Source organism: Aquisphaera insulae (genome assembly GCF_011064615.1).
In the GTDB taxonomy this organism is placed as follows: Bacteria; Planctomycetota; Planctomycetia; order Isosphaerales; family Isosphaeraceae; genus Aquisphaera; species Aquisphaera insulae.
Genome location: NZ_JAALJH010000047.1, coordinates 1 through 19,876, shown reverse-complemented (window position 1 = coordinate 19,876; position 19,876 = coordinate 1). Strand labels below are relative to the sequence as shown.

Annotated in this window: 29 protein-coding genes; 2 read left to right on the top strand and 27 right to left on the bottom strand. The window is 68.8% G+C overall.

What is annotated here, in order from left to right; genetic code table 11:
• The first annotated feature begins 114 nt into the window (after window positions 1–114).
• On the top strand, window positions 115–765 hold the full coding sequence (locus G6O54_RS22350; RefSeq protein WP_165228214.1) for a TetR/AcrR family transcriptional regulator: 651 nt from the start codon (window positions 115–117) through the stop codon (window positions 763–765).
• On the opposite strand, the gene G6O54_RS22345 is transcribed toward G6O54_RS22350, so the two are convergent.
• The 3 genes from G6O54_RS22345 to G6O54_RS22335 are packed head-to-tail and all read right to left on the bottom strand — an operon-like array spanning window position 766 to window position 6,016.
• Window positions 766–3,321, bottom strand: coding sequence for a DUF1559 family PulG-like putative transporter (locus tag G6O54_RS22345; protein ID WP_165228212.1), 2,556 nt, complete (start codon window positions 3,319–3,321; stop codon window positions 766–768). It abuts the gene before it with no gap.
• A 34-nt stretch (window positions 3,322–3,355) separates the two neighbouring features.
• Window positions 3,356–4,492, bottom strand: a complete 1,137-nt coding sequence (locus G6O54_RS22340; protein WP_165228210.1) for a TolB-like translocation protein — start codon at window positions 4,490–4,492, stop codon at window positions 3,356–3,358.
• A 60-nt stretch (window positions 4,493–4,552) separates the two neighbouring features.
• On the bottom strand, window positions 4,553–6,016 hold the full coding sequence (locus G6O54_RS22335; RefSeq protein WP_165228208.1) for a sigma-70 family RNA polymerase sigma factor: 1,464 nt from the start codon (window positions 6,014–6,016) through the stop codon (window positions 4,553–4,555).
• Between the two features lie 240 nt (window positions 6,017–6,256).
• Between G6O54_RS22335 and G6O54_RS22330 the strand changes: the two genes are divergently transcribed.
• Window positions 6,257–6,424, top strand: a complete 168-nt coding sequence (locus G6O54_RS22330; RefSeq protein ID WP_165228206.1) for a hypothetical protein — start codon at window positions 6,257–6,259, stop codon at window positions 6,422–6,424.
• A 60-nt stretch (window positions 6,425–6,484) separates the two neighbouring features.
• Here G6O54_RS22330 and G6O54_RS22325 read toward each other — a convergent pair whose 3' ends face one another.
• The 24 genes from G6O54_RS22325 to G6O54_RS22210 form a co-directional block, all read right to left on the bottom strand.
• On the bottom strand, window positions 6,485–6,883 hold the full coding sequence (locus G6O54_RS22325) for a hypothetical protein (protein ID WP_165228204.1): 399 nt from the start codon (window positions 6,881–6,883) through the stop codon (window positions 6,485–6,487).
• Between the two features lie 130 nt (window positions 6,884–7,013).
• Complete coding sequence (locus tag G6O54_RS22320; protein ID WP_165228202.1) at window positions 7,014–7,316, bottom strand: S24/S26 family peptidase; 303 nt, start codon at window positions 7,314–7,316, stop codon at window positions 7,014–7,016.
• Between the two features lie 251 nt (window positions 7,317–7,567).
• A complete protein-coding gene (locus G6O54_RS22315) occupies window positions 7,568–8,140 on the bottom strand; it encodes a hypothetical protein (RefSeq protein ID WP_165228200.1) in 573 nt (190 codons plus the stop codon).
• Between the two features lie 191 nt (window positions 8,141–8,331).
• Window positions 8,332–8,691, bottom strand: a complete 360-nt coding sequence (locus tag G6O54_RS22310; protein WP_165228198.1) for a hypothetical protein — start codon at window positions 8,689–8,691, stop codon at window positions 8,332–8,334.
• An 82-nt stretch (window positions 8,692–8,773) separates the two neighbouring features.
• Window positions 8,774–9,238 (bottom strand): DinB family protein, encoded by a 465-nt coding sequence (locus tag G6O54_RS22305; RefSeq protein ID WP_165228196.1) that lies wholly within the window; start codon window positions 9,236–9,238, stop codon window positions 8,774–8,776.
• Window positions 9,239–9,346: 108 nt separating this feature from the next.
• The gene (locus tag G6O54_RS22300) at window positions 9,347–9,772 is read right to left on the bottom strand and encodes a hypothetical protein (RefSeq protein ID WP_165228194.1); all 426 of its coding nucleotides are present in this window, start codon (window positions 9,770–9,772) and stop codon (window positions 9,347–9,349) included.
• Between the two features lie 115 nt (window positions 9,773–9,887).
• Entirely contained in the window at window positions 9,888–10,226 is a 339-nt protein-coding gene (locus G6O54_RS22295; RefSeq protein WP_165228192.1) for a hypothetical protein, read from the bottom strand.
• Between the two features lie 110 nt (window positions 10,227–10,336).
• Entirely contained in the window at window positions 10,337–10,738 is a 402-nt protein-coding gene (locus G6O54_RS22290) for a hypothetical protein (RefSeq protein ID WP_165228190.1), read from the bottom strand.
• A gap of 107 nt (window positions 10,739–10,845) precedes the next feature.
• Complete coding sequence (locus G6O54_RS22285; RefSeq protein ID WP_165228188.1) at window positions 10,846–11,271, bottom strand: pepsin/retropepsin-like aspartic protease family protein; 426 nt, start codon at window positions 11,269–11,271, stop codon at window positions 10,846–10,848.
• Window positions 11,268–11,480, bottom strand: coding sequence for a hypothetical protein (locus G6O54_RS22280; protein WP_165228186.1), 213 nt, complete (start codon window positions 11,478–11,480; stop codon window positions 11,268–11,270). The genes G6O54_RS22285 and G6O54_RS22280 overlap by 4 nt, the downstream gene beginning before the upstream one ends.
• Before the next feature lie 215 nt (window positions 11,481–11,695).
• A complete protein-coding gene (locus G6O54_RS22275; protein WP_165228184.1) occupies window positions 11,696–12,010 on the bottom strand; it encodes a hypothetical protein in 315 nt (104 codons plus the stop codon).
• A gap of 66 nt (window positions 12,011–12,076) precedes the next feature.
• Entirely contained in the window at window positions 12,077–12,505 is a 429-nt protein-coding gene (locus tag G6O54_RS22270; protein ID WP_165228182.1) for a VOC family protein, read from the bottom strand.
• Window positions 12,506–12,624: 119 nt separating this feature from the next.
• Window positions 12,625–13,425: an ADP-ribosylglycohydrolase family protein gene (locus tag G6O54_RS22265; protein WP_165228180.1), complete on the bottom strand. Its 801-nt coding sequence runs from the start codon at window positions 13,423–13,425 to the stop codon at window positions 12,625–12,627.
• A 112-nt stretch (window positions 13,426–13,537) separates the two neighbouring features.
• Window positions 13,538–13,777, bottom strand: coding sequence for a hypothetical protein (locus G6O54_RS22260; protein ID WP_165228178.1), 240 nt, complete (start codon window positions 13,775–13,777; stop codon window positions 13,538–13,540).
• Between the two features lie 116 nt (window positions 13,778–13,893).
• Window positions 13,894–14,319, bottom strand: a complete 426-nt coding sequence (locus G6O54_RS22255) for a thioredoxin domain-containing protein (RefSeq protein ID WP_165228176.1) — start codon at window positions 14,317–14,319, stop codon at window positions 13,894–13,896.
• A 113-nt stretch (window positions 14,320–14,432) separates the two neighbouring features.
• On the bottom strand, window positions 14,433–14,711 hold the full coding sequence (locus tag G6O54_RS22250) for a hypothetical protein (RefSeq protein WP_165228174.1): 279 nt from the start codon (window positions 14,709–14,711) through the stop codon (window positions 14,433–14,435).
• A 121-nt stretch (window positions 14,712–14,832) separates the two neighbouring features.
• Window positions 14,833–15,195 carry an ankyrin repeat domain-containing protein gene (locus G6O54_RS22245; RefSeq protein WP_165228172.1) on the bottom strand — a complete coding sequence of 121 codons (363 nt, stop codon included), beginning with the start codon at window positions 15,193–15,195 and terminating at the stop codon, window positions 14,833–14,835.
• Window positions 15,196–15,421: 226 nt separating this feature from the next.
• Entirely contained in the window at window positions 15,422–15,910 is a 489-nt protein-coding gene (locus G6O54_RS22240; RefSeq protein ID WP_165228170.1) for a DUF1851 domain-containing protein, read from the bottom strand.
• Window positions 15,911–16,549: 639 nt separating this feature from the next.
• Window positions 16,550–17,035 (bottom strand): hypothetical protein, encoded by a 486-nt coding sequence (locus G6O54_RS22235; RefSeq protein ID WP_165228168.1) that lies wholly within the window; start codon window positions 17,033–17,035, stop codon window positions 16,550–16,552.
• A gap of 117 nt (window positions 17,036–17,152) precedes the next feature.
• On the bottom strand, window positions 17,153–17,479 hold the full coding sequence (locus G6O54_RS22230) for a hypothetical protein (protein WP_165228166.1): 327 nt from the start codon (window positions 17,477–17,479) through the stop codon (window positions 17,153–17,155).
• Between the two features lie 147 nt (window positions 17,480–17,626).
• Window positions 17,627–17,914: a hypothetical protein gene (locus G6O54_RS22225; protein WP_165228164.1), complete on the bottom strand. Its 288-nt coding sequence runs from the start codon at window positions 17,912–17,914 to the stop codon at window positions 17,627–17,629.
• 127 nt (window positions 17,915–18,041) lie between these two features.
• Window positions 18,042–18,407 (bottom strand): hypothetical protein, encoded by a 366-nt coding sequence (locus G6O54_RS22220; RefSeq protein ID WP_165228162.1) that lies wholly within the window; start codon window positions 18,405–18,407, stop codon window positions 18,042–18,044.
• 111 nt (window positions 18,408–18,518) lie between these two features.
• Window positions 18,519–18,914 (bottom strand): hypothetical protein, encoded by a 396-nt coding sequence (locus tag G6O54_RS22215; protein WP_165228160.1) that lies wholly within the window; start codon window positions 18,912–18,914, stop codon window positions 18,519–18,521.
• Window positions 18,915–19,022: 108 nt separating this feature from the next.
• Window positions 19,023–19,454: a hypothetical protein gene (locus G6O54_RS22210; protein WP_165228158.1), complete on the bottom strand. Its 432-nt coding sequence runs from the start codon at window positions 19,452–19,454 to the stop codon at window positions 19,023–19,025.
• Between the last annotated feature and the right edge of the window lie 422 nt (window positions 19,455–19,876).

The following is a 19,876-nucleotide window of genomic DNA, read 5'->3' as shown; positions in this document are numbered from 1 at the left end:
GCCGCCCCGCTCCGCCCGGCGGATGACATTCCGCCCCGGATGGAGTAGGATTGAAACGGAGAGCGTCTCCGGAAAAATACGGAGGATGTCTCCGTTTTTCAAGGGGTGATCTTCATGCCCGGTGATGGCGAGCCGCCGGCACGCAGGCCGCGGGCCGATGCGCAGCGGAACCGTGCCCACCTGCTGGAGGTGGCGAAGGCGGCCTTCGCGGAGAAGGGCTCGGGGGCCAGCCTGGACGAGATCGCGCGGAGGGCCGGCGTGGGGATCGGGACGCTCTACCGCCATTTCCCGACGCGCGACGCCCTGATCGAGGCGGTCTATCGCAACGAGGTCGACCAGCTCGGAGAGGCGGCGAGGAGGCTGTCCGCCGCGTCCCCGCCGGTGGAGGCCTTGCGGGAATGGCTGCTGGTGTTCGTCGACTACCTCGAGACTAAGTACGGGATGACCGAGGCGCTCGACTCCCTCGTCCGGGGGACGTGCGAGCTCCGCGCCGCGTCCGGCGAGGTGGTGAGCCAGTCGCTGACCATGCTGGTGGGGCGGGCCTCCGGCGAGATCCACATGGACTTCGACCCGCTCGACCTCCTCAGGGCGCTGGCCGGCGTCGCCAGCATCGGCCCCGGCCCGAGCTGGAAGCCCGCGGCCCGTCGCCTCGTCGACGTCCTCATCTCGGGGTTGCGCGCGGAGGCGGCCGGAGCGACCCGCGCCGGGGACGCGCGACGATCGGCCGCCGGGGGCGGGGGGACGAGGCGGAGGAAAGGCTCCTGATCATTCCGCCGCCGTGACGGCCTCGCCGCCCGATCGGGTCCCCAGCGCCCGCCAGACCGCCCGCGCCGTCGCCTCCTTCCGGAAGCTGACGTGCCCGTCCAGGGCCAGGGTACAGGCCCCGCCGGGGTGGCGGCTGGCGGCGGTCCAGGAGCCGTCGGCGGTCGCGTGGCCGCCGTCGTCGCACGACGGCCGTCCGATCCCCTGGTTGTGGTCGTACAGGGTCGAGGCCAGGCCCGTCTGGAGCCAGAAGCAGCGCTTGCCGTTGGGCAGCATCGGGCGGGCTCCCATGCTCGCGTCGCAGGCCTCGACGAACGCGGCGAAGTCGGGCGCGTCGCGGATCGTGTAGATATTGCCCCGAGGGTCGGACGACACGCCGAGTCCCGCCCCGACCACCCACTCCGAGGCCGCAATCGTGTTCGAGGTGCCGTCGCTGACCTGGGACAGGAGCGTCACCTCGGCGGCCGGGGACCACTCGTCGGCGAAGACCCCGCGGGCGGGTTCGATCGCCCCGCGGCGTCCGTAGCCCACGCAGCCCGCGTAGCTGGTCGTCCCCGAGTTCCAGGATGCCGGCCCGTCGCTCGGGCAGGTCAGGACATCCAGCCTCGTCAGGGCCGCCGTGTAGTGGGCGTCCGGCCGCGTCCCGGCCGGGTAATCCTCGGCCATGGAGACGGGGACACTCATGTTGATCGCGTTGTGGAGCGGCGACTGGTCGAGGTGCGGCAGCACCGGGACGAAGAAGGAGTACCCGTTCCACGACCTCCCGGGGGGCAAGGACCCGGTCGAGGCCGCGTAGGCGTTGAGCGCCGCCCCGATCTGCTTCAGATTGTTGATGCACCGGAGCCGCCGCGATGCCTCGCGCGAGGCCTGGACGGCCGGGAACAGCAGGGCGAGGAGGATCGCGACCACGAGGACCACGACGAGCAATTCGATCAGCGTGAACCCGCGGCGCGGGCCGTTCCGTCGAGCCGTGACGCGGACGACGTGCCTCCTGCGGCCGTACCACCGCCCGGCCGCGATCAGGAAGGCCCAGGCCAGGCACGACTCGACGCCGAGCACCGCGAGGAGCATCGGCGTGCTCACCGGGAAAAGGAAGCCGGTGCCGTGGGCGCCGACGGCGGAGACCTGGTAGATCGGATCGAAGCTGGCGATCGCCTGGGCCGCCGGCGCGGGGAGGCCGGGAGGGGCGGCGATCAGGACGACCAGCGGGCCCGCCGCGATCCAGGCGAGCAGCAGCAGGCCCAGCACCAGGGCCCGGCGGGTCGAGCGGGCGGTCGCGGAGATCAGGAGCGACGGGCCGACCGTCGCCAGGGTCGTGGCCGCGGCCACGAGGGCGGCCTCCGCCGCGCCCACCCAGGGCCTCCTGGCGAGGAGGCCACGGGGGTGGGCGGAGAAGGCGAAGACGGCGGAGGCCGCCGCCAGGGGGACCGTCATCGCCAGCGGGGCGAGGATCGCCGCCAGCTTGGAACGCACCAGGTCGGCGCCCTCCAGGCCGGCCATCAGGAGGAGGTCGAGCGTCCCCCGCGCGCGCTCGTCCACGAGCGTGACCGAACACCTCAGGCCCGCCGCCACGGCCGGCGCGAGCGTGAGGATGAGCAGGACGCCGTTCGCGGACCCCGAGAGGCCGAGCCGGCCGTCGGCCGCGCCCGGGGACCATTCCCGGACCACGACGCCCGCGAGGGCGGCGGCCGCGATCAGGGCGACGCCCAGCGCGATCCGCCTCCCTCCCGGGTCGCGGGCCTCCCGCCAGCGGACGGGATCATCCCCGACGCTCCGGGTCCGCCTTCGGGCCCGGGATCCGGCGCGGAGTGGTGCTCGCTCGCCGAGCCGCCGCACGCCCGTCGCCGCGCCCGCCATCGTCGCCGCGAGGACCGCGAAGGCGGTCGCGAGGAAGGTCGCCGACGGCCCGGGCTCGACCCTCGGCCCTCGGCCCGCCGCGCCGAGTGCCCTCTCCAGGAGGCGGACCGGTTGCAGCGTCCGGCAGAGCGCGGGGGCGATCCCCCGGCCGGCGAGCCAGTCGAGCCCGCCGAACCAGGGGAAGAGCACGGCCGCGGCCGCGAGCGCCGCCCCGTGGAGACCCCGGTCGGTCCACGCCGAGGCCAGCAGCCCGAGCCCGACCATCGCCAGGCCCGAGCCGATGAGGACCGCGTGCACGGCCGCGATCAGGGGCCACGAGGCCATCCCCCGCCAACCGCCGACGACGTGGGCCGGCAGGGCGAGCGCGACGACGGCCCCGACCTGGAGGAGCACCCCGATCGCCTTCCTCGCGGCGATCTCCAGGTCGGTCCAGTCCGTGAGACGGATCGCGTCCCAGGTCCCCCGCCGCCGCTCCTCGGCGATCGTCGCGCCGCCGCCCACCACGGCGGTCGTCGCGACGACCGCGAGCTCGATCCACACCATCGTCCGGTAAAGCCCGGCGGCCCCGGCCGCCCCCTCCTCGTTGGAGAGTGGGGCGGTCGGGGCCAGGGCGACGGCGATGAGGAGGACCGACGCGGCCAGGGGAAGCCGCCGTGATCGTCCGCGAATCCAGGACTGCGCCCGCCGCATCGGTGAGCTCATCGAAGCCATCCTCCTCGAGGCCCGGGCCCGGGCCTCATCTGCCTCGCCAGTCGGGGCACCAGCCGCTCGCGATCCGCCTCAGGTTCTTGCCGTCGGCGCCCACCGACCAGATCGAAAGGGCGTCCCCGGCGGGCTCCTCGGCGGGGCCCACGGGCCCCTTCCCCGCGTCCCAGCGGGCGAACAGGATCTGGTTGCCGTCGGGCGACCAGCAGATCGGGCCGTCGAAGACGTCCGAACCCTCGCAGAGGATGCGCTCCGGCTCCCCTTCGCGCCCTCGGATGCTCAGGACCTTGTTCGTCGAGGCGAACCGCGACGCATCGATCAGGCCCTCGCCCTGCGGCTTGAAGGAGGAGCTCGCGATCGCGATCGACAGGCCGTCGGGGGAATAGCGGGACATCCCGCCCTGGAATCCCCGGGCCAGCGGCCGGATCGCCCGCAGGCCGCCGCCCGACGGCTCCTTGTCGCTCCCCTTGATGCCGCCCGGGTCGTCGCGGCCGGCGTCCGGGGCCTTGCGGGCCGCGGCCAGGTCCAGCTCGAAGAGCGCCGACGAGGCGAACTGGATGATCGGCGTGGACAGGTACTTGACCAGCAGGTGGCGGCCGTCGGGCGACCAGTCGCAGGGCTCCCAGAACCCCGGCCGGTCCAGGATGACCTCCTCGGCCGACCCGTCGAGGGCCTGGATGACGAGCTCCGTGCGAGGGGCGGCCGGGTGGCGGATCGTGGCCGGATGCCCCCAGAGCGAGCGGGCGTAGACGAACCGCCTCGAGTCCGGGGCCCAGGCGAAGGCCTCCCCGGCGTCCGACGTGAGCAGCCGGGTCTCGCCGCCGCCGACCCGGCCCAGGTGGAGGAGATACCTCGGCGGCGACCGGAAATGGTCGGCCGGCGAGCCGCGATCGAGGGCCCGGGACAGGAAGTACAAGCCGTCCGGGCTCAGGACGCTCCGCTGCGGCTCTCGCCGCCAGCTCATCCCGGCGGGCAGGCCGGGGGCGTCCTTGATCTCGCCGCCGAAGAGGGCTTCCGGCTCGCCGCCGGGGTGCATCCGGTAGAGGATGTTCTTGCCCTCCCGATGGGACAGGAACGTGATCCAGGAATCGTCCGCCCGCGTCCCGGCGGGACCGATGGCCGCCGCGACGGCAACCAGGGCGGCGTTCACGAACGGGGTCGCTCTCACGCTAACGCTCCTTAACAGATTTGCAGGGTGCATTCCGGCGTCCACGCGGACACCGGCCAATCACGGGGCGACTTCTCCGAGGTCGGTCCCCCGGACCGGCTCGCCGCCCGACCGCGTGACGGCGGCCCGGATCGTCCCCTCTCCGGCCGCCTTGCGGACGATCCGGACCTCGCCGTCGCCGAAGAGCGCGAGGAAGGTCGCGCCGTCGGGGCGGCCGAGGGGCGGCAAGGGGGGGCCGGGGTCGAGGGCATCGGGGCGGGTCCACGGGACGGCCTCGCCGGCCTCGACGAGGAGGATGGTGTCGGCCCGCCCGTCGGCCATCTCCCGCAGCTCGACGCCGTCCGGCCCGGCGAACGCGGCGTCGGGCCCCCCGAAGGCCCGGAAGTGCGTCAGGCCGTCGGCACGCGTCTCCTCGCCCGTGGTGAGGAAGGCGGCCGGCATCTCGGGGATCAGGGCCCGGTTGTGGGGGCTGTCCCAGGGCTCGTCGAGATGGAACCGGCCGTAGAGGTCGCGCTCGCCGATCAGGGGCAGTATCGCCACCCTCCAGCTCAGGAGCGGCCGCCCTTCGGCCGCGGGGACCTTCGTCGGGGGGATGCTGGATGCCCGCTCGATGATGGCCAGGCCGATTTGCCTGAGGGCCGTCGCCTTCAGCGGGATCGCCTCGTCCCCGGACGGGGCCGGCCCCAGCACGATCGGCGGCGGGGGCGCGGGCGGCTCGCTGGCCCGGCTCGCCCACCAGGCGAGGGCCGCCGCGCCGCCGATCCCGAGGGCCGCCGCGGCCATCCAGAGCCTCGCGACGACCTCGCCCCGGGCGAGGGCCGCCGCGGCGGGGCCGACCTTGCCATCGAGCACGGCCCGGGCCGTCGCTTCGAAGGCCCCGGCCTCGGCCTTCTCGACCATGCCGCCCGCCAGCAGGGCGGCGACGGCCGGCGCGGCCAGGCCTCGTCGGGCCAGGCCCCCTCGCAGGCGGTCCTTCGCCCTGGCGAGCCGCGACAGGACCGTCCCCCGCGGGCACCCGAGCTGCTCGGCGGCCTCCTCCGCGGTCAGCCCCTCCAGGAAGCAGAGCACGACCGGCTCGCGGAATCTCGCCGGCAGTCGGGCGACCTCGTCGTGGATCACCTCTCTCGCCTCGAGCGTCAGGCCCGGCCGTTCCTCGCGCACGATCACCGTCCTCCGCTCATGGTCCCGTCGCCGGGCCTCGGCGGCCCGGAGCCGCAGCGAGACGTGACGCGCGACCCCGTGCAGCCAGCTCGCCGCCGAGTTCCCTCGGCGGACCGTCCTCGCCTTGCGGGCCAGGACCAGGAACGTGGCCTGGAAGGCGTCGTGGGCATCCTCGCGGTCGCCCAGGATCCCCCGACAGACGCCGAGGACCATCGGCCCGTGCCGCCGCATCAGGGCCGCGAACGCGTCCTCCGCGTCCTCGCCCCGCCCCGCACCGAACCGGCGGAGCAGGTCGCCGTCGGTCGACGGGCCGTCATCGTCCAGTGGCCCCGGGGCAGCTTGCCGTTTCGGCGCCGTTTTCATGTTCTCTCCCCAGCGATCGGTCCCTCATCTCGACGGAACGCAACCTTAGTCCCGCGCCGCCGGCCGTTGATTCCAAGTTTCCTCCCCATTTGTCCGCGAAGCGACGACCCGGGACGGGATCTACCCGCTTCGCCTCAGGATGGAGGGGCCGGGCGGTCTCGGGGCGCCTCGGTCGATATCGCCCCGGGCGACGCCCGGCTGCGGCTCCGCGAGGCGGCCGAGGCAGGCTGTCGCGTCCTCGTGCTCGGCGCGTTCAGCCCCGACGCGGTGCCCGTCCGCCTCCTCTCCCGCGAGGCGATCCGGCTCGATCCGGCGAAGCCGGTCCATCACGGCCTGCTCGCCTTCAACCCGGCGTCGTACCTGGCCCCCGGCGGGCGACGACTCGCGCCGCCGAGTCGCCGAGGATGATCCCCGATCGACGCGGCCATTCCGGGATCCTCGCCGCGAGGAGTCCGGCAGATCCCCGCGTCACGCCTCGTCGACCCATTTCATCGTGCTCTGCGGGACGAGGGCCTGTCCGCACTCGCCGCAGGCCGTCCCCACCGGCTCCTCGCCGGCGCGGCCGCAGTCCGGGCAGATCGTGCGGCGCGTTGCCTTGCTCAACTCCTTCCGCGATTCGGAGCGATAGATCCAGTACGAGATTGGCGCGACGAAAATCCCTGACAGGATGAGACGCCTCCAGGATCCGTCGAGGAGTCTGTTCCGCGTCAGGAGGATGCCCGCCCGCGTGTAGTAGAGGCCGGCGGAACTGAACACGACGACCGCAACCCCGACGAGGACCGCGATCCACAGACCGTGCGACCGGGCGTCCTGGCGCGTGATCTCGTGCCACCGGGCGACCTCCTGCTCTGTTCGTGGAACCCACATCGGAGAGCTCCAGGGCGATTGCCGTCGAGTGATCGGGCTCGGCGATCGGGCCACCGAGCGTGCCCCTCATCGTATCAGAACCGGCCTGCGCCGGGCCGAGATCCGTGGCGACGTGGGGCCGGACGTCGGCTCAGGATTCGATCCGCACGCAGCGGCCGTAGATCGCCCCGGCCGACACCCAGCCGTTGATCCGGCCGCGGTTGTTGCCGATCTGGAAACGATGACCCTGGATCGCCTTGATCAGGTGAAGATATTCGCGTCCGTTGACCTTGCACAGCACGATATCGCCAACCTGGAGGGACGCGGCGTCGACGGGCTCGACCGTGCAGAGCTGGCCCGACTCGATCTTTCCCTCCATCGAGTTGCCCCGCGGGCGGAACGCGACGGGCTCGCCGCTTCGGAGCTTTTCGATGTACGCCGATGCCCAGCCCACTTTCACCCTCCCGCCTTTCGGCGATAACGCGGAGCAAACCAGGCCGTCCGGGTGACCTCGGATCGTCGCTGGGACCGCCTCGGCCGCACCGGGCTGCCTCGCCGCGACGCCGGTCGGGGACCTGGATGGTGGCGAGTCTTGACCGCCAGACTTCCGGATCATCCATGTTCGAGGAATCGTGGGGGATCTTCGACCAGACTTGTGGATACAGGGCCATGATCAGGCTCATGCCCAGGCCGCGACGGAGCGGCCTAGCCGACCCGCCGCCCGTGGGCCGCGACCGCCTGCCGCTCGATGCGCCGAACCCGCGACAACTGCACGAGCCCGAAGTAGGCCGCAAACGGCCCGGAGAGTCCAAGGCCCACAAGGAGCAGCAGGACCACGTGTATGGGCCACTTGAGCCGTCGAATCCAGTGCTCTGGCGGTGGTTCGGGTGCCCAGGACGCATACCAGCAGTACAACCCGAAGAGCCCGCCGCCGACCAGGAACATCACCAGGCCGCGCCTGATGGCACCCAGCGACTGGCGGCGGAGGTCGGCACGGAACTCGGGGTCGGCGGCCATGCCGGCCTCGACCCACCGCTTCGCGGCGGCTTCACTATCCGACTGCTCCCTGAACACCAGCGATCCGCGCGCGGTGTCGAGGCGGACCTTCCCTTCGGCGTACAGGTCGTACAGCCCGACGAGCCGGTGGGCCTCGGAGACGGGGGCCTCGAGCACCCGCTCACCGTCGGGGGCGTCGAGCGTGAGCATTTCGCCATCGCAGGCCAGCACCCACGCGGCGTCGCGGGGTCCGCCTGCCTGCCAGATCCTGTACGACTCCACGCCGCGAAGTCCTCCAGCCCAATATTCAAGTTGAGCGCGCCAGGTCACGGTCTGGGACCGTTCCGACGACCCTAACGCGCCCGCGGGGCCGCTGCAACGCAGGGGTAAGGCGACGGATCACCGTCGTTCGTTCAGGAGCTCGCCGTCGCGGATCATGCCCGTCCGGCTCCTGACGTCATCGATGCGCAAGGTCAGTCCCCCCTGTACAGGACACGATAGCAGGTCTCGAATGGAGGCAGCATGACCGCCCGATACCAGTCGGGCGGAATCGTCGGGAAGTGGCTCTCGAGGGCGGATGTCAATGACGACCAGCCCTCGGACTCCTCGCTGACCTCGACCCAGCCGTCGTCGAGTCGGAAGGCCAGGCGGATGTCATCCCAGGTGCCGAAGTCGCGCTTGAAGGTGGCGATCTCCCGGACCTCGCTCCAGGCGAATCGGTCGCAAGGACGGTCGCCATCGAGCAGCGTCACGCCCGCGTCGGAGACCACCAGGGCAGGCTCCGGCGTCCCACGGCGAAGGCGACGCAACAAGGCGCGGAGGAAGCCGATCATGGAGTTGCCGCCTCGGGAAGAAGCTCGGCAGTCACGGGGGCGGGGTGGTCCAGGAATCTCGAAGGGATGGTCCGGCCTGCTCTCACGCGTCCGGGGCCTCCCGCGCGAACGTGATGAAGTCCGTGTTGACCGCCACACCGCCGCTCCGGCCGATGACCCTGGCGATTTGGCCCCGATGGTAAGGCCCGTGGGTGATCACCTGGGTGAGGATGTCGAGGATCGGGGTGACCCACTCCTGCCCCTGGCTGGTGCGGTAGCGAATCTCCTCGTCCAGTTGTTGCTCGCCAAGCCGCCCGACCACGTCCCGGTAGCCGCTCGCGTTCTCGGCCGCGAGCGCGTCGCATTCGTCGAGGCTGAGTGTCGGCCAGACCGGGTGGCGTGGATCCCGATGCTCCAGTCGCGACAGCCAGATGTGCTCCGCGGCGAGCAGGTGCGCCAGCAGCGGCACGGCCTCGGCGTGGGCGGCGGGCGCGGCACGCAGGGCCGCGAGCGTCCTCAGGTCGGCCCAGGCCGTGTAGCGGAACATCGTCGCCAGGTACGTCATCATCTCTCGACCTCCGCTCCCCGATGGCATCGTTCAGGGGCTTGCCCCGTCCGGCAAGTCCATCGTAGCAGGAAGACCGGCGGGGCGGGCCGCGTCCGCCTCGGCGTGACGTCAGGAGCCGCCACCTTCGCGACGACGTGCAGCGATCAGCTCGCGGCACCTGCCGGATGCCTCGGGATGCCGATCCGCGACCCGGAGTAGAACACGCTCCATCTCCTTCGAGTCGAGGAACGGATAGACATCCAGGTTGAGGGCGATGAGGATGCGTCGCAGGTCGGTGGCCTCCCTCAGCCAGCGCTCGGCGGTTCGAAAGCTCGCCGAGCCGTTGTCGCTCGTCGTCCAGCTCAGGATCCCGAGCAGGTCGGCGACGACTTCCCAGGGTACCGTGGGCGGGATGTCGGTGATCAGCCGCTCCGCGAGGCGAGGTTCGCCGTACTCGGCGAGCAGATCACTCGCGAGGGAGAAGCTGCGGTTGAATCCGCCCCCGCGCTCGGATGCGATGGCCGCGAGCGTCTCGTCGAGCAGGGCACTTACCATCGGTGAGGTTCCCGCCGCCGAACACGGGAGCTCGGTGGACCAACCCGCCGAGCGAAGCTCATGAAACCGGACGCGCGGCGTCGGTGCGGGGTTCGCGGCGGCGCGAGGTTGGCCATCAGGGATCCGGCTCGAACTGGAAGAGCCAGGCCGGCTCGTCCGTGAATCCGGCCGCCCGAAGTCGCAGTCGGACCTCATCCGCGAGGCGAGCGGCCTTGGGATCGTCGAGTTGAGCGGACCGCTCGCCCTCCCAACCGAAGCGGCCGACCAGCTTGCCGACGAGCAGGAAGCCGATTCCGTCCTCCGATGTGGTGCCCCACCAGAGATCGAGGCGATGGAGTCTGGCCGCGAGCTGGCGTGGGTCACTCCGCCGTTCGAGGAGGTCCACGACGGCCTTGTCGGTAGCATCGAACTCCCAGCGAAGACCGTAGCAGACGTGGAACGCATCCGCCCCCATCGTCGCCTCCAATCCGCCCGACGCCCCAGGCTCATCGGACCTGCACTGCCGGGCCGAGAAACGATTGAGGAGTAACGGTAGCGGTGGGGTGGGACCGCTCTTCCGCGAGATCAAGGGGCGCCCTCCGGCGGCACCCATCCCAGGCCCGAACACTCCGGGCATTGTACTCGCGGCCAGGGCGGCAGCAACCAGCCGCCGCCCGCACAGGGGCCGCACGTCGCCGCCCCGGCCGGCGGGCGCGGCAGCCACGCGGCCAGCTCGGGCACCCGATCGGCCGCGATGGCGACGAGGCCGACTTTAAGGGGGCCGTCCTCGACCCGTTCGATCGTCTCGTCCCAGGCTGACCAGTTCCAGACCTCACCCTCGGCGTCGAGGTAGCTGCACCCCGACGGCCCGCCGGACAGCAGGAGGCCGAGGCGGACGTCGCAGCCCGGTTGCTCCCTACGAGCCTCGGCGACGAGTCGGCGGACAGCCACGCGGACGGCCTCGGGCATCGGGCCAAGTGCGAGCATTTGCGGAAGCTCCCGGCGACCTCACGACCCAACCTGACGGACCAGCACCGTCGCGAAATCCGATGTTGGCGCGGAAGGCGCCGCGGTGGCGATATGGAAGTGCACGTTTATGCGTCAGGCGCCCTCGGTCGAATCTCGAACAAGGATCGCGATCGAAAGAAGCAGACGTCGAACTCCATGAAGAAGTTGACCTGACCCAGGAGTATGGGCACCGCGTCGCTTCGGGTCCAGGCAAAGACGAGCCGAATCGGAGGGAAGGCTCCAACCTGAGCGGTCGCCATCAGCGCCCTTGCCTCGCAGGCCGCGAGATTGCCGCTCAGGGTCACGGGCGTGGTCTGTTGGTCCCAGACCGCACCCAGTTGCTCGCCGATCGAGTAGGGTAGGACATTGACGGTTGCTCCAGTATCCAGGAGGCCCGACACCTTGATCGTGTTCGCCCCGATCAGGGTGATGGGAAGCATCGGGGCCAGGCTGGCCGCACCCAACCCGAGATCTCGTTCGACGAAGGGATAGGACTCTCCGGCGACGGTCACGATCGCCCCCGTTCGGCCTCGAGGACGTTCAGGAGGACCGCGGCAGCCTCGTGGGCGTGCAAGGGAGACCAGACCGGGTACGCTGCCTCCGACGTCAGCCGAGCAGGATCGTCGGCCTCGGCCAGGTCAGCCGCGAGAACCTGGATGAGCCGGAGCTTCTCCACCCGCGACAGTTTCCGGGCGACGGGCAGCAATTCTGCGAGCGACATCACATCCCCCCACGACACCGTCTCTCCGTGGCTGGGGCCTCGCCGGCATCGCGGCGAATTCACCCCCAGCCAGCATACCCCGCCGGCCGAATCAGGCCCAGAGTGGCCATGGCCGGTTGTCTCTCCTCGGAGAACGAGGTCGCGAAAGCGACGATGTCGGGATGTCGGTGGCCAGGCACTTACCAGGTTGGCCGGCATCATCGCGGTGGCCGGCGCTACCATCCCTGCCCCGTGTCCTGCCGTGTCGATCCGATGACAGAACGATAACGGGCCACGTGACGCTGCAGATCCATGCTCTCGGCCGCTGATATGAGGAATTCAAGGATGCGAGAAGACTCGAGCCCGGAGCGGAAAACGGCCGACTCCAATGAGTCCAAGGCCAGTTCCAGTTCGTTGTGGCCGAGGTGATCCTCGAACTCCGCAATCTCGTCGGCGCCGATTCCTTCGGCAGCCTCGGAGAGATGCGAACGAGCGTCGCGAAGAAGCTCCGCCGTCCTGCGCCAACGTTCTTGCAGCTCTGGAGACGCCATACGGTCCTTGCCGCCTATCGCCCGGATCAAGCCCCGCCGTGACGCGGCGTCGGCCAGGGTGAATTGTCAGGTGCCCGACGAGGGGTTGCACCCGTTTGGCCCGGCATCGGCGTCCAACCACATGGCGCCCCACACATGTCCGTCCGGGTCGCAGAAGTCCCGGCCGTACATGGTGCCGTGATCTTCGACGGGGTTGATGTCGGTCGTCCCGCAATTTCGGCCCGCGGATTCGGCCATGGCATCCACAGCCTGGCGTGACTCGCACGAGATATTCAGTGCGACCTCACTTGAGGTGTTCGGAGGGATCGGGCGAGTGGTAAACGTTCGCCACCTGTCGTGGGTTAGCAGCATGACGCTGATGTTCTCGCTCCAGACCATCATCGCCGCCGTGGGGTCGGAGAAATCCGGGTTGGGCTCGAAGCCGAGGGCGGAATAGAACGCCCTGGATCGATCGAGGTTCGTCACGGGCAGGCTGATGGTGATCGTTTTTGACATGCCGATATTCCTCTTGTTGGGGAAGGTGTCCGGCGACCAGGCCCAGCGGACCGGCACGCCGAGACGGCCAGGATGGCGCGATGATCGCCGCGGCGGGCAGGAGCCGCTGCATCGCGAGGTTAGGCGGCGCCTGCCGACTCGGGGTAACGGCCTTCGAATTCGGTCAGGACATCGACCAGATGCTCGTCCAGGTGTGCCAGAGCCTGTTGGCGGATCGAGTCGGGGACACCTCCATAAAATGCCGCCGCGATGCTGCCCGCGACGCAGGCTAACGTATCAGAGTCTCCGCCCAACGAAATGGCCAACCGGACGGCGCTCTCGAAGTCGGTCGACTCCAGGAAGGCGACGATCGCCTGGGGAACCGTCCCCTGACACGAGGAATCGAATGAGTAGAAGGGGCGAATGTCATCCAGGCGGAACGACAGGTCGTAATGGAACCGTCGCTCCACTTCCTCCTGGATTTCCCATCTGGCCGCGCCCTTTCGGGCGAGGAAGATCGCCGTCACCGTCGCCTGTGCACCCTTGATGCCCTCGGGATGATTGTGCGTGACCCGCGCGGTCTCCTTCGCCCGATGTAAGGCTTCATCGAATGTGTCGAATGCCCAGGCGACGGGGCTGACACGCATGGCTGAGCCGTTGCCCCAACTGTTGTACGGACCGGTTTCTTCGGACGCCGCCCAGGCCTTGAAGTCGCTACCGAAGCCGGCACCCGGATAGCGCCAGAAGTAGTCTTTCAAGACGCCGGCCAGGTCACCGCCGTGGAGCAGCGAGTCGGCGACGGCCGCGGTGAGCACCGTATCATCGGTGAAGCGGGCCTTCGGCGCGAACAGCGGCTGGAAGTCGGGGGACCGCTCCACCAGCCACCGCTTCTTGCCCTCGTACACCGATCCGATGATGTCGCCCGCGATCGCCCCCAGCATCTGGCCCCCAGGATTGCCGCCCAACGATCAAGCTCAGCGGACCGGCACCGCCGAGTTAGTGATGACACCACGAAAACCGCGACGGCGGTGCGCGGTCCGCTGCAGCGCGAGGTTAGGCCGGGGTAGCCGTACGCTCGGCGGGCTCGATAGCCGTGACGTGGAGGAGGGAACAGATTTTGAATTCTGCTGGCACCCCATCGTCAGCCATGTCGACGCCGACCAGGATGCTCGTTCGAGTGAGCAGGGCCATCTCAGGATGGCGCACTTCGTAGCTCTGGCCGCTCGAGATGACGAGCCGGAACGGCTTGAACGGACGCTGCGTCAGGAGCTCACGGAAGGCCTGTACGGTCATGTCACCATTCTACCGCCGAGCAGGCCACCCGTCGAGCCGGCCCGCGCCGCCGAGTGGGCTTGTGGGTTTGGCCGACCTGGGAAGGACCAGGGCGGGCGGAGACCGCGCGTCGAAGCTCAGTCGCTAACCTCCGCGATCGCCTTCCGGACCGCCTCCGGCTCGAGCGTATTCGCGAAGCGGGCCAGCTCCGCCCCCTGCTTCCGCAGGATCAGGACGGGCACGACATCGGCGCGATAGGCGTCCTTGATGGAACGGCCGGCACATTCGACGTAGGCGAACTCGCAACGCCCCCCGAATTCGTCGCGCAACTGCTCGACGACATGCTCCGTCGCGGCCCGCCACACGCTCGCCCAGGGGGCCCAGACCGCGATCAGGATGGGCCGCTCGCCATCATACTCAAGCGGATCGCCGTCGATGGTGCTAACGTAAGACGGCTTCTTTCCCCTTCCCGTCACCGCGTTAAACAGCCTGATCGTCAGAGCGATCGGGGCCAGCGCGACGAGCAGAACGCCGGCGGTGAAACGATTGAGCTTGATCAACAAGACTCGCGCCTCCGTCTCCCAACGACCAAGCTCAGCGGCCCCACCCGTCGAGATACGCGATGATAGCACACGGCGCCTCAGGAGGAGGGTCCGCGGCAGCGCGAGGTTAGGGGTCACTCCCAGTCCTCGACCGTGACCGGCCCGAACTCACTGACGAGGCGGGCAATCACGGTGCCGAGGAACTCGCGCCCGGCTACACCATACCAGCAGAAGCACACGCCGCAAGGCTCGACTTGCAGCGATGCATCTGGAGGGCCTTCGGACGGACCGGCGAGGCGTAGCTCGAAGGCCCCGGGCGAGGCGAGCGCCCGCAATTGGGGGAGCCGTCGCAGGACGGATGCGACGACGTCTCCGTCGGTGTGAGCGAAGCGGAGACGGTATTCGACGCCCATCGCGACGGCCCACTCCTGGCTGATAACACCTAACGACCAATCTCAGCGGACCCACCCGCCGAGAAGACCTTGGATTTCCGACGTTCCGCCGCGGCGCTGCGGGGGGCGCTGCGGCGCGAGGTTAGGCGGTGCCTGGGCACGCTCCCTCCGACTTTGGTGGCCAGGGCCAGGGCTCATAGCTGTTGTCGCGGCGCTCGCCGCCGACGCTGATGAGCCAGTTGCGGAACTCTGGCGACGCCCAACATACGGCCCAATCGAGCGGTGAGCCACCGCCCGCATCGAGCGTGTTGATCTCGGCACCACGCCGATAAAGGGCCTTGGCGACTCCGAGAGCGTTGTTCGCGCAGGCGAAGCTGAACGCCGTCTCGCCGTGTTCGTTCGTGGCGTCGATGTCGATCCCCGTGTCGAGCAACGCCATGACGCGGCAAATATCGCCAGCGACGACAGCATGCACCATTTCGCTGCTCAGCCGGTCGTGTGGCATCGAGCCCCGCCGCCTAACCACCAAGCTCAGCGGACCCGCACCGCCGAGGTGACGATGATAGCACAGAGAGCGCCGCGGCAGTGCGGGGTCCGCTGCAGTCGGAGGTAGCGGGAAGGTCTCTCATCGCTTCCTGATTCTGGCAAGTCCGTCGCCAACCGTCACCGGAGACTGGAAACATGAAAGCACGAGGGGCGCCGAGGCGAGCCAACTCTGCTGCTGCGCGAGGCTAGCCGTCGAAGCCCTCGATCTTGATTTCACTGATCGGCGTGCCGGTCGGCAAGTCCTTGACCTGGCGATGGATCTGCCCCAGGATGCCGAAATGCACCTGCAAGTCGGTCGGCTCGAAGTTGTCGGGCTTGAACTCACCCCCGAGAACCGGGGGGACCTTGTACCCGAAACACTGGCCGGGGCTGAGCCTCTGGCCTTGCGTCAGGATGTCGCCGACGAGGTTAGGCATGAACCAGGCCCCGGCATTCTCAGGCCGAACCATGAATTGCTTGAACTCGTCGGCATCCCTGGCTACCTCTGCGAGCTGGCCCCACCCGCTACTGAGCCAGAAGATGCGGCCGTCGTCGTGCCGGAGGAACAGGTCGCCAAGGGCGCTGATGACGACGGGATGGAACGTCTCATCGACGAGCCATCGCCATTCGCACAAGAGCCCATCCAGGTCCAGGTCGTAAGGGCTGACGGTGAGTTCGTTCCAGGTGATTCGCATCGGCTTCTCCGCCGCCTAACGACAAAGCTCAATGGACCGGCCCGCCAAGCCGAGATTCGATCTCGCCACACACGCCGCGGCGGTCCAGGTCCACTGCAGCGCGAGGTTAGGCGTCGGCCTCGCACGGAGGACAGGCCGACATACTCGACATCCTCAGGGTACGGCGGGGGCGGCCCCACGCGCCGATAGACACCGTAGCGACGGCGACGCACGCCGACAAGACCTTCAGAGAGCCGCGACACATCGGCGATGAGGAGATCCTCGCGGAGGTCCTTCGCCGGCCAGCGGACGACCTCGCGACCAACGCGGAGACGACGCTTCCTGAGCCACGCGAGCATCGGAGGACTGACGCCGCCTAACAGAAAAGCTCGGCGGACCGGCCACGTACCGGAACCGCTCGAATGACCACAAACCGCCCGCGTGGCCGGGTCGGCTTCAGCGACAGGTTAGTCGGCCGACTCCAGGCCGCTTTCACCACGTGACGCCGCGCCGCATGACCACCAGCCACCGCTCAATTTCGCACGTCTCGATGACGCCCACAGGACGCAGCCCCAAGGCGTCTTTGTCCCGGTAACCAGGGCCGCCTAACGACTCAGCTCAGCAGCGGCGGGGCCACGGCGAGCATGAAGTCTCAGAAACCTATCGTGCCCCGACGTCTGCTGCAGCGCCTGGTTCGGCGATGACCCGCACCCCAGGGTTGCCTGCCTTGATCGCGGCGACGAGTTGCCCGATATCCGCGGACGCCGGCAGGAAGCAGAGGTCCGAGTCCGACACCCCGGTCACCTCGATCAGACGCGGTTCGTCGGCGGTGATCCGAACCTCCGTGATCTCGGACAGCGGCAATTCGACGTGAGTGGCCTCCGCCACCGCGTAACGGAACGAGTGCCGGTACGCGGTGGCCGTGACGGACAGCCGGTGAGAGCTGAACACCCTCTGCTGGCTGGCGCTCCGGGCGATCCAGTAGAAGAGGACGCCGAACCAGATGGCGAGGAAGACCGTGGCAGGGGCCGGGGGCCACGCCGGCACCTTGTCGGCGACCGACACGACGGCGACGAGCAAGAACGCGCTCATGATGTACGACGGGAGGTACGACGGCCGATCCTCCTCGAAAACCTCGTACGTCAAGGGTGCCCTCCGCCGCCTAACGCCAAAGCTCAGCGGCCCCGCACCGCCGAGCGAGCGATGAGATCACGGAGAACGCCGCCGCGGTGCGGGGTCCGCTGCAGCGCGAGGTAGGCGGCGCTACGGATCGGCGACGACGGGGGCGAGTTCCGCGCCCCTAGCCGGCAGGAGGTACGGCACCGTGAGGCCGAGGGCCACCGCCAAGGCCGCTACCACAGCCATCATCATGCCGATACTCAAGCCGCGCAGGCCGTGGGAGAAGGCCGCCCCGATGGCGACGCCGAGTACTGCGGACGGCAGCCCGAAAAACCAGACGAAGACGAGCGCCCCGAAGTAGGCACCGCTGAACGAGAAAGGGACGCCGTGGCACGGAGCCCAACCGCAGACGAAGCCGAGGGCAGCACCGATGGTAGTAACCGCCACTGGCGGACCGACGAGGCCGGCCATCGCTCCCCGAAGACGTGTCATCGACTCGCGTTGCTCCCTTTGCCTAAGGACCAAGCTCAGCGGGCCCGCACCACCGACGATAAGCTACATGAACGACCGATTGCGCCCGCGATGGGCCGGTTCCGCTGCGGCGCGAGGTCAGGCGGCTCAAGGCTTCGGTCGCTTGAATACCGCCACGCCTGGCCACTCGCCGCAATAATCCCAGCCATCCCGCCCCAGTTCGTTGAACTTCGACTCGATGGCGGCCGCCGTCTTTCCGGGCTCCTGCCCGAACGCCTGCTGAACGTTGACGACATCCGTCAGGACGACGATCCGATATTCCCAAGCCCGAGTGGCATCGCCGCCGCCCCGCTTCGCATCCTGGGCAAAGGCGTAGGAAATCCAGGCTGCCAGCAGGGCCGCCGCGATCGCGGCGAGCGGGATGGATCGTCGCATGTCGATCACTCCACGAGGTGCCTTTGTTGTTGCCTAACAGCCAAACTCAGCGGACCCGCACCGCCGAGTTACGCGATGATAGCACGGAAGACACCGCGGCGGTGCGGGGGGCCGCCGCGGCGCGAGGTTAGACGGCGGCCGAGTCTCGCGGCGGCCACACCTGTCGGTCTTCATGCTCCTCGACCGCCGCCCAGCCCAACGCACGGGCGATGCGGCCCGCCAGGGCGTCGTACCAGGCCGCGTCCTCGGAATACGAGCAGACCAGTTCGATGACGTTTACCGACGACAGGGCACAATCGCCGACGGCATAGTTGCCGGAGGATCCGGCCTGAGCGACGATGGCGTGAACCCAGGGCATGCCCGGCGCGCCCTCGAAGGATGCCGGGCCGGACTGACGGAGTTCGGACAGCCCCGCGAGCAGGCCGATGGCCCGGCTGGCCGGCACAGACTCGGAGTACGCGGCATCGCGGCGAATCGTCAGATACCACGACACACGGGGAGCCCCCGCCGCCTAACAACGAAGCTCAGCGGCCCTGCACCGCCGAGTAACACGATAATAGCACTAAAAGTCCGGCGCAGGTTCGGGGGCCGATGCAGCACGAGGTTAGGCGGTGCCTCCGGCCGGCCGGGATACGATCGGGATCACGGTGAAGAAGCTCAGGACCGAATCCGCCGAGCCGTTCTCCAACTGTTTGGCGACCTTGGCGAACGGGAAAGCGGCATTCTTCTCGTCGAAGCGAATCCCCCACGATCCATCGATGATCGCCCAGTGGCCGCCGAAGCTGTGGACGAGGCATTCGCCGAGGAAGGAACCAAGGGTGCTGACCAAGGCGTCGCGATCGGCTCGGTCGCCAGACTGGTGCTGCCGCTGGATGTAGCCGTCGAGCCAGCGGACGGCTTGCTCGTCGTAAGCGAGCTCCTCGCCGAGCTGGTCGCGGGCGACGCTGCGGACGAGAGCGGCGTTCGAGCGGATGGCGTCGATCGCTGCGGATTCGGCCATGGCTTGTCTCCCACCGCCTAACGACCAGGCTCAGCGGACCGGCCCGCCGAGTGTACCGTTGACTGACCAGAAGCCGCCGCGGCGGGCCGGGTTCGATGCAGCGTGAGATCAGGCGGCGGCTTCGGCAGCAGTCCAGCAGATTGAGAACTCGACCATCCTGCCCGACAATGCCACTTTGCCGCGGGCTTCAACCCTGGAACCGTGCGTGACCCTTACCACCACGGACTCGATCGGGTTGTGTTCCATCATGTAGATCGCCGTGTCGTAGTCCTCGTAGTCCTCAGCGGTCAGATGGACCACGAAGCCATCAGCGTTCGGAACGGGGTAATCGTTCAGATAGAACTTGGGCGGGTACAGAGACCAGGACCAAGCGGGGCCTTCTGCCAGTCTGGCATAGGTCGAAGGTTCACCGTAGACGATGAGGTCCATCGTAAAAGTACCGCCCGCAGTTCGGGCGAAGGCAAGGCGTGATTTGTTGCCGTCGATGCCGAACTTGGAGCCGTTGATGGTGAAGCTGTCCACGTCGGAGACGCCTTCCATGTGAGCCGCCTAACGACCAAGTTCCCGCTTCCCTAACCTGACCACTCGCGCTTCGTTCTTCAAGACGCTCTTGCCCGTTCCGCCGGACTGCCCCGGAGCGGTTCGGCCACATGACCTTGCTACCGGACCTGAAATGGGGCAAATCGCGGAAATTGGAGAATTCGTCCGGAATGGTGAAACTGGAAGGCGATTTTTCGGGATTCTATTGATAGGGCGGGGTGCGCACTCAGGACGCGCCTCGGCCTCGAAGGTCGCTCTTTTCCAATTCGAGAGTCGGTGCCAGGACGTGAACGCGCCGGCCCGCGCGGAGCAGACGCGGGCCGGCGAGGGAGAGGAAAATTGGCTTTGCCCTGAGGCCGTGTTTTTTGATGTAAGGTGCTTTCGCATCAGGAGAAGGGTATTTGTAGGCGGATCCTCGAGAT

Coding starts and splice junctions, on each gene's coding strand:
- G6O54_RS22345 (WP_165228212.1), bottom strand. CDS start 3,321: ATGAGCTCACCGATGCGGCGGGCGCAGTCCTGGATTCGCGGACGATCA.
- G6O54_RS22260 (WP_165228178.1), bottom strand. CDS start 13,777: ATGACCGTACAGGCCTTCCGTGAGCTCCTGACGCAGCGTCCGTTCAAG.
- G6O54_RS22325 (WP_165228204.1), bottom strand. CDS start 6,883: ATGTGGGTTCCACGAACAGAGCAGGAGGTCGCCCGGTGGCACGAGATC.
- G6O54_RS22250 (WP_165228174.1), bottom strand. CDS start 14,711: ATGGGCGTCGAATACCGTCTCCGCTTCGCTCACACCGACGGAGACGTC.
- G6O54_RS22215 (WP_165228160.1), bottom strand. CDS start 18,914: ATGGCCGAATCCGCAGCGATCGACGCCATCCGCTCGAACGCCGCTCTC.
- G6O54_RS22210 (WP_165228158.1), bottom strand. CDS start 19,454: ATGGAAGGCGTCTCCGACGTGGACAGCTTCACCATCAACGGCTCCAAG.
- G6O54_RS22270 (WP_165228182.1), bottom strand. CDS start 12,505: ATGTCAAAAACGATCACCATCAGCCTGCCCGTGACGAACCTCGATCGA.
- G6O54_RS22295 (WP_165228192.1), bottom strand. CDS start 10,226: ATGGGGGCGGATGCGTTCCACGTCTGCTACGGTCTTCGCTGGGAGTTC.
- G6O54_RS22275 (WP_165228184.1), bottom strand. CDS start 12,010: ATGGCGTCTCCAGAGCTGCAAGAACGTTGGCGCAGGACGGCGGAGCTT.
- G6O54_RS22265 (WP_165228180.1), bottom strand. CDS start 13,425: ATGCTGGGGGCGATCGCGGGCGACATCATCGGATCGGTGTACGAGGGC.
- G6O54_RS22310 (WP_165228198.1), bottom strand. CDS start 8,691: ATGATCGGCTTCCTCCGCGCCTTGTTGCGTCGCCTTCGCCGTGGGACG.
- G6O54_RS22230 (WP_165228166.1), bottom strand. CDS start 17,479: ATGGCCGGCCTCGTCGGTCCGCCAGTGGCGGTTACTACCATCGGTGCT.
- G6O54_RS22335 (WP_165228208.1), bottom strand. CDS start 6,016: ATGAAAACGGCGCCGAAACGGCAAGCTGCCCCGGGGCCACTGGACGAT.
- G6O54_RS22240 (WP_165228170.1), bottom strand. CDS start 15,910: ATGCGAATCACCTGGAACGAACTCACCGTCAGCCCTTACGACCTGGAC.
- G6O54_RS22290 (WP_165228190.1), bottom strand. CDS start 10,738: ATGCTCGCACTTGGCCCGATGCCCGAGGCCGTCCGCGTGGCTGTCCGC.
- G6O54_RS22300 (WP_165228194.1), bottom strand. CDS start 9,772: ATGGTAAGTGCCCTGCTCGACGAGACGCTCGCGGCCATCGCATCCGAG.
- G6O54_RS22305 (WP_165228196.1), bottom strand. CDS start 9,238: ATGATGACGTACCTGGCGACGATGTTCCGCTACACGGCCTGGGCCGAC.
- G6O54_RS22280 (WP_165228186.1), bottom strand. CDS start 11,480: ATGTCGCTCGCAGAATTGCTGCCCGTCGCCCGGAAACTGTCGCGGGTG.
- G6O54_RS22225 (WP_165228164.1), bottom strand. CDS start 17,914: ATGCGACGATCCATCCCGCTCGCCGCGATCGCGGCGGCCCTGCTGGCA.
- G6O54_RS22350 (WP_165228214.1), top strand. CDS start 115: ATGCCCGGTGATGGCGAGCCGCCGGCACGCAGGCCGCGGGCCGATGCG.
- G6O54_RS22245 (WP_165228172.1), bottom strand. CDS start 15,195: ATGCCACACGACCGGCTGAGCAGCGAAATGGTGCATGCTGTCGTCGCT.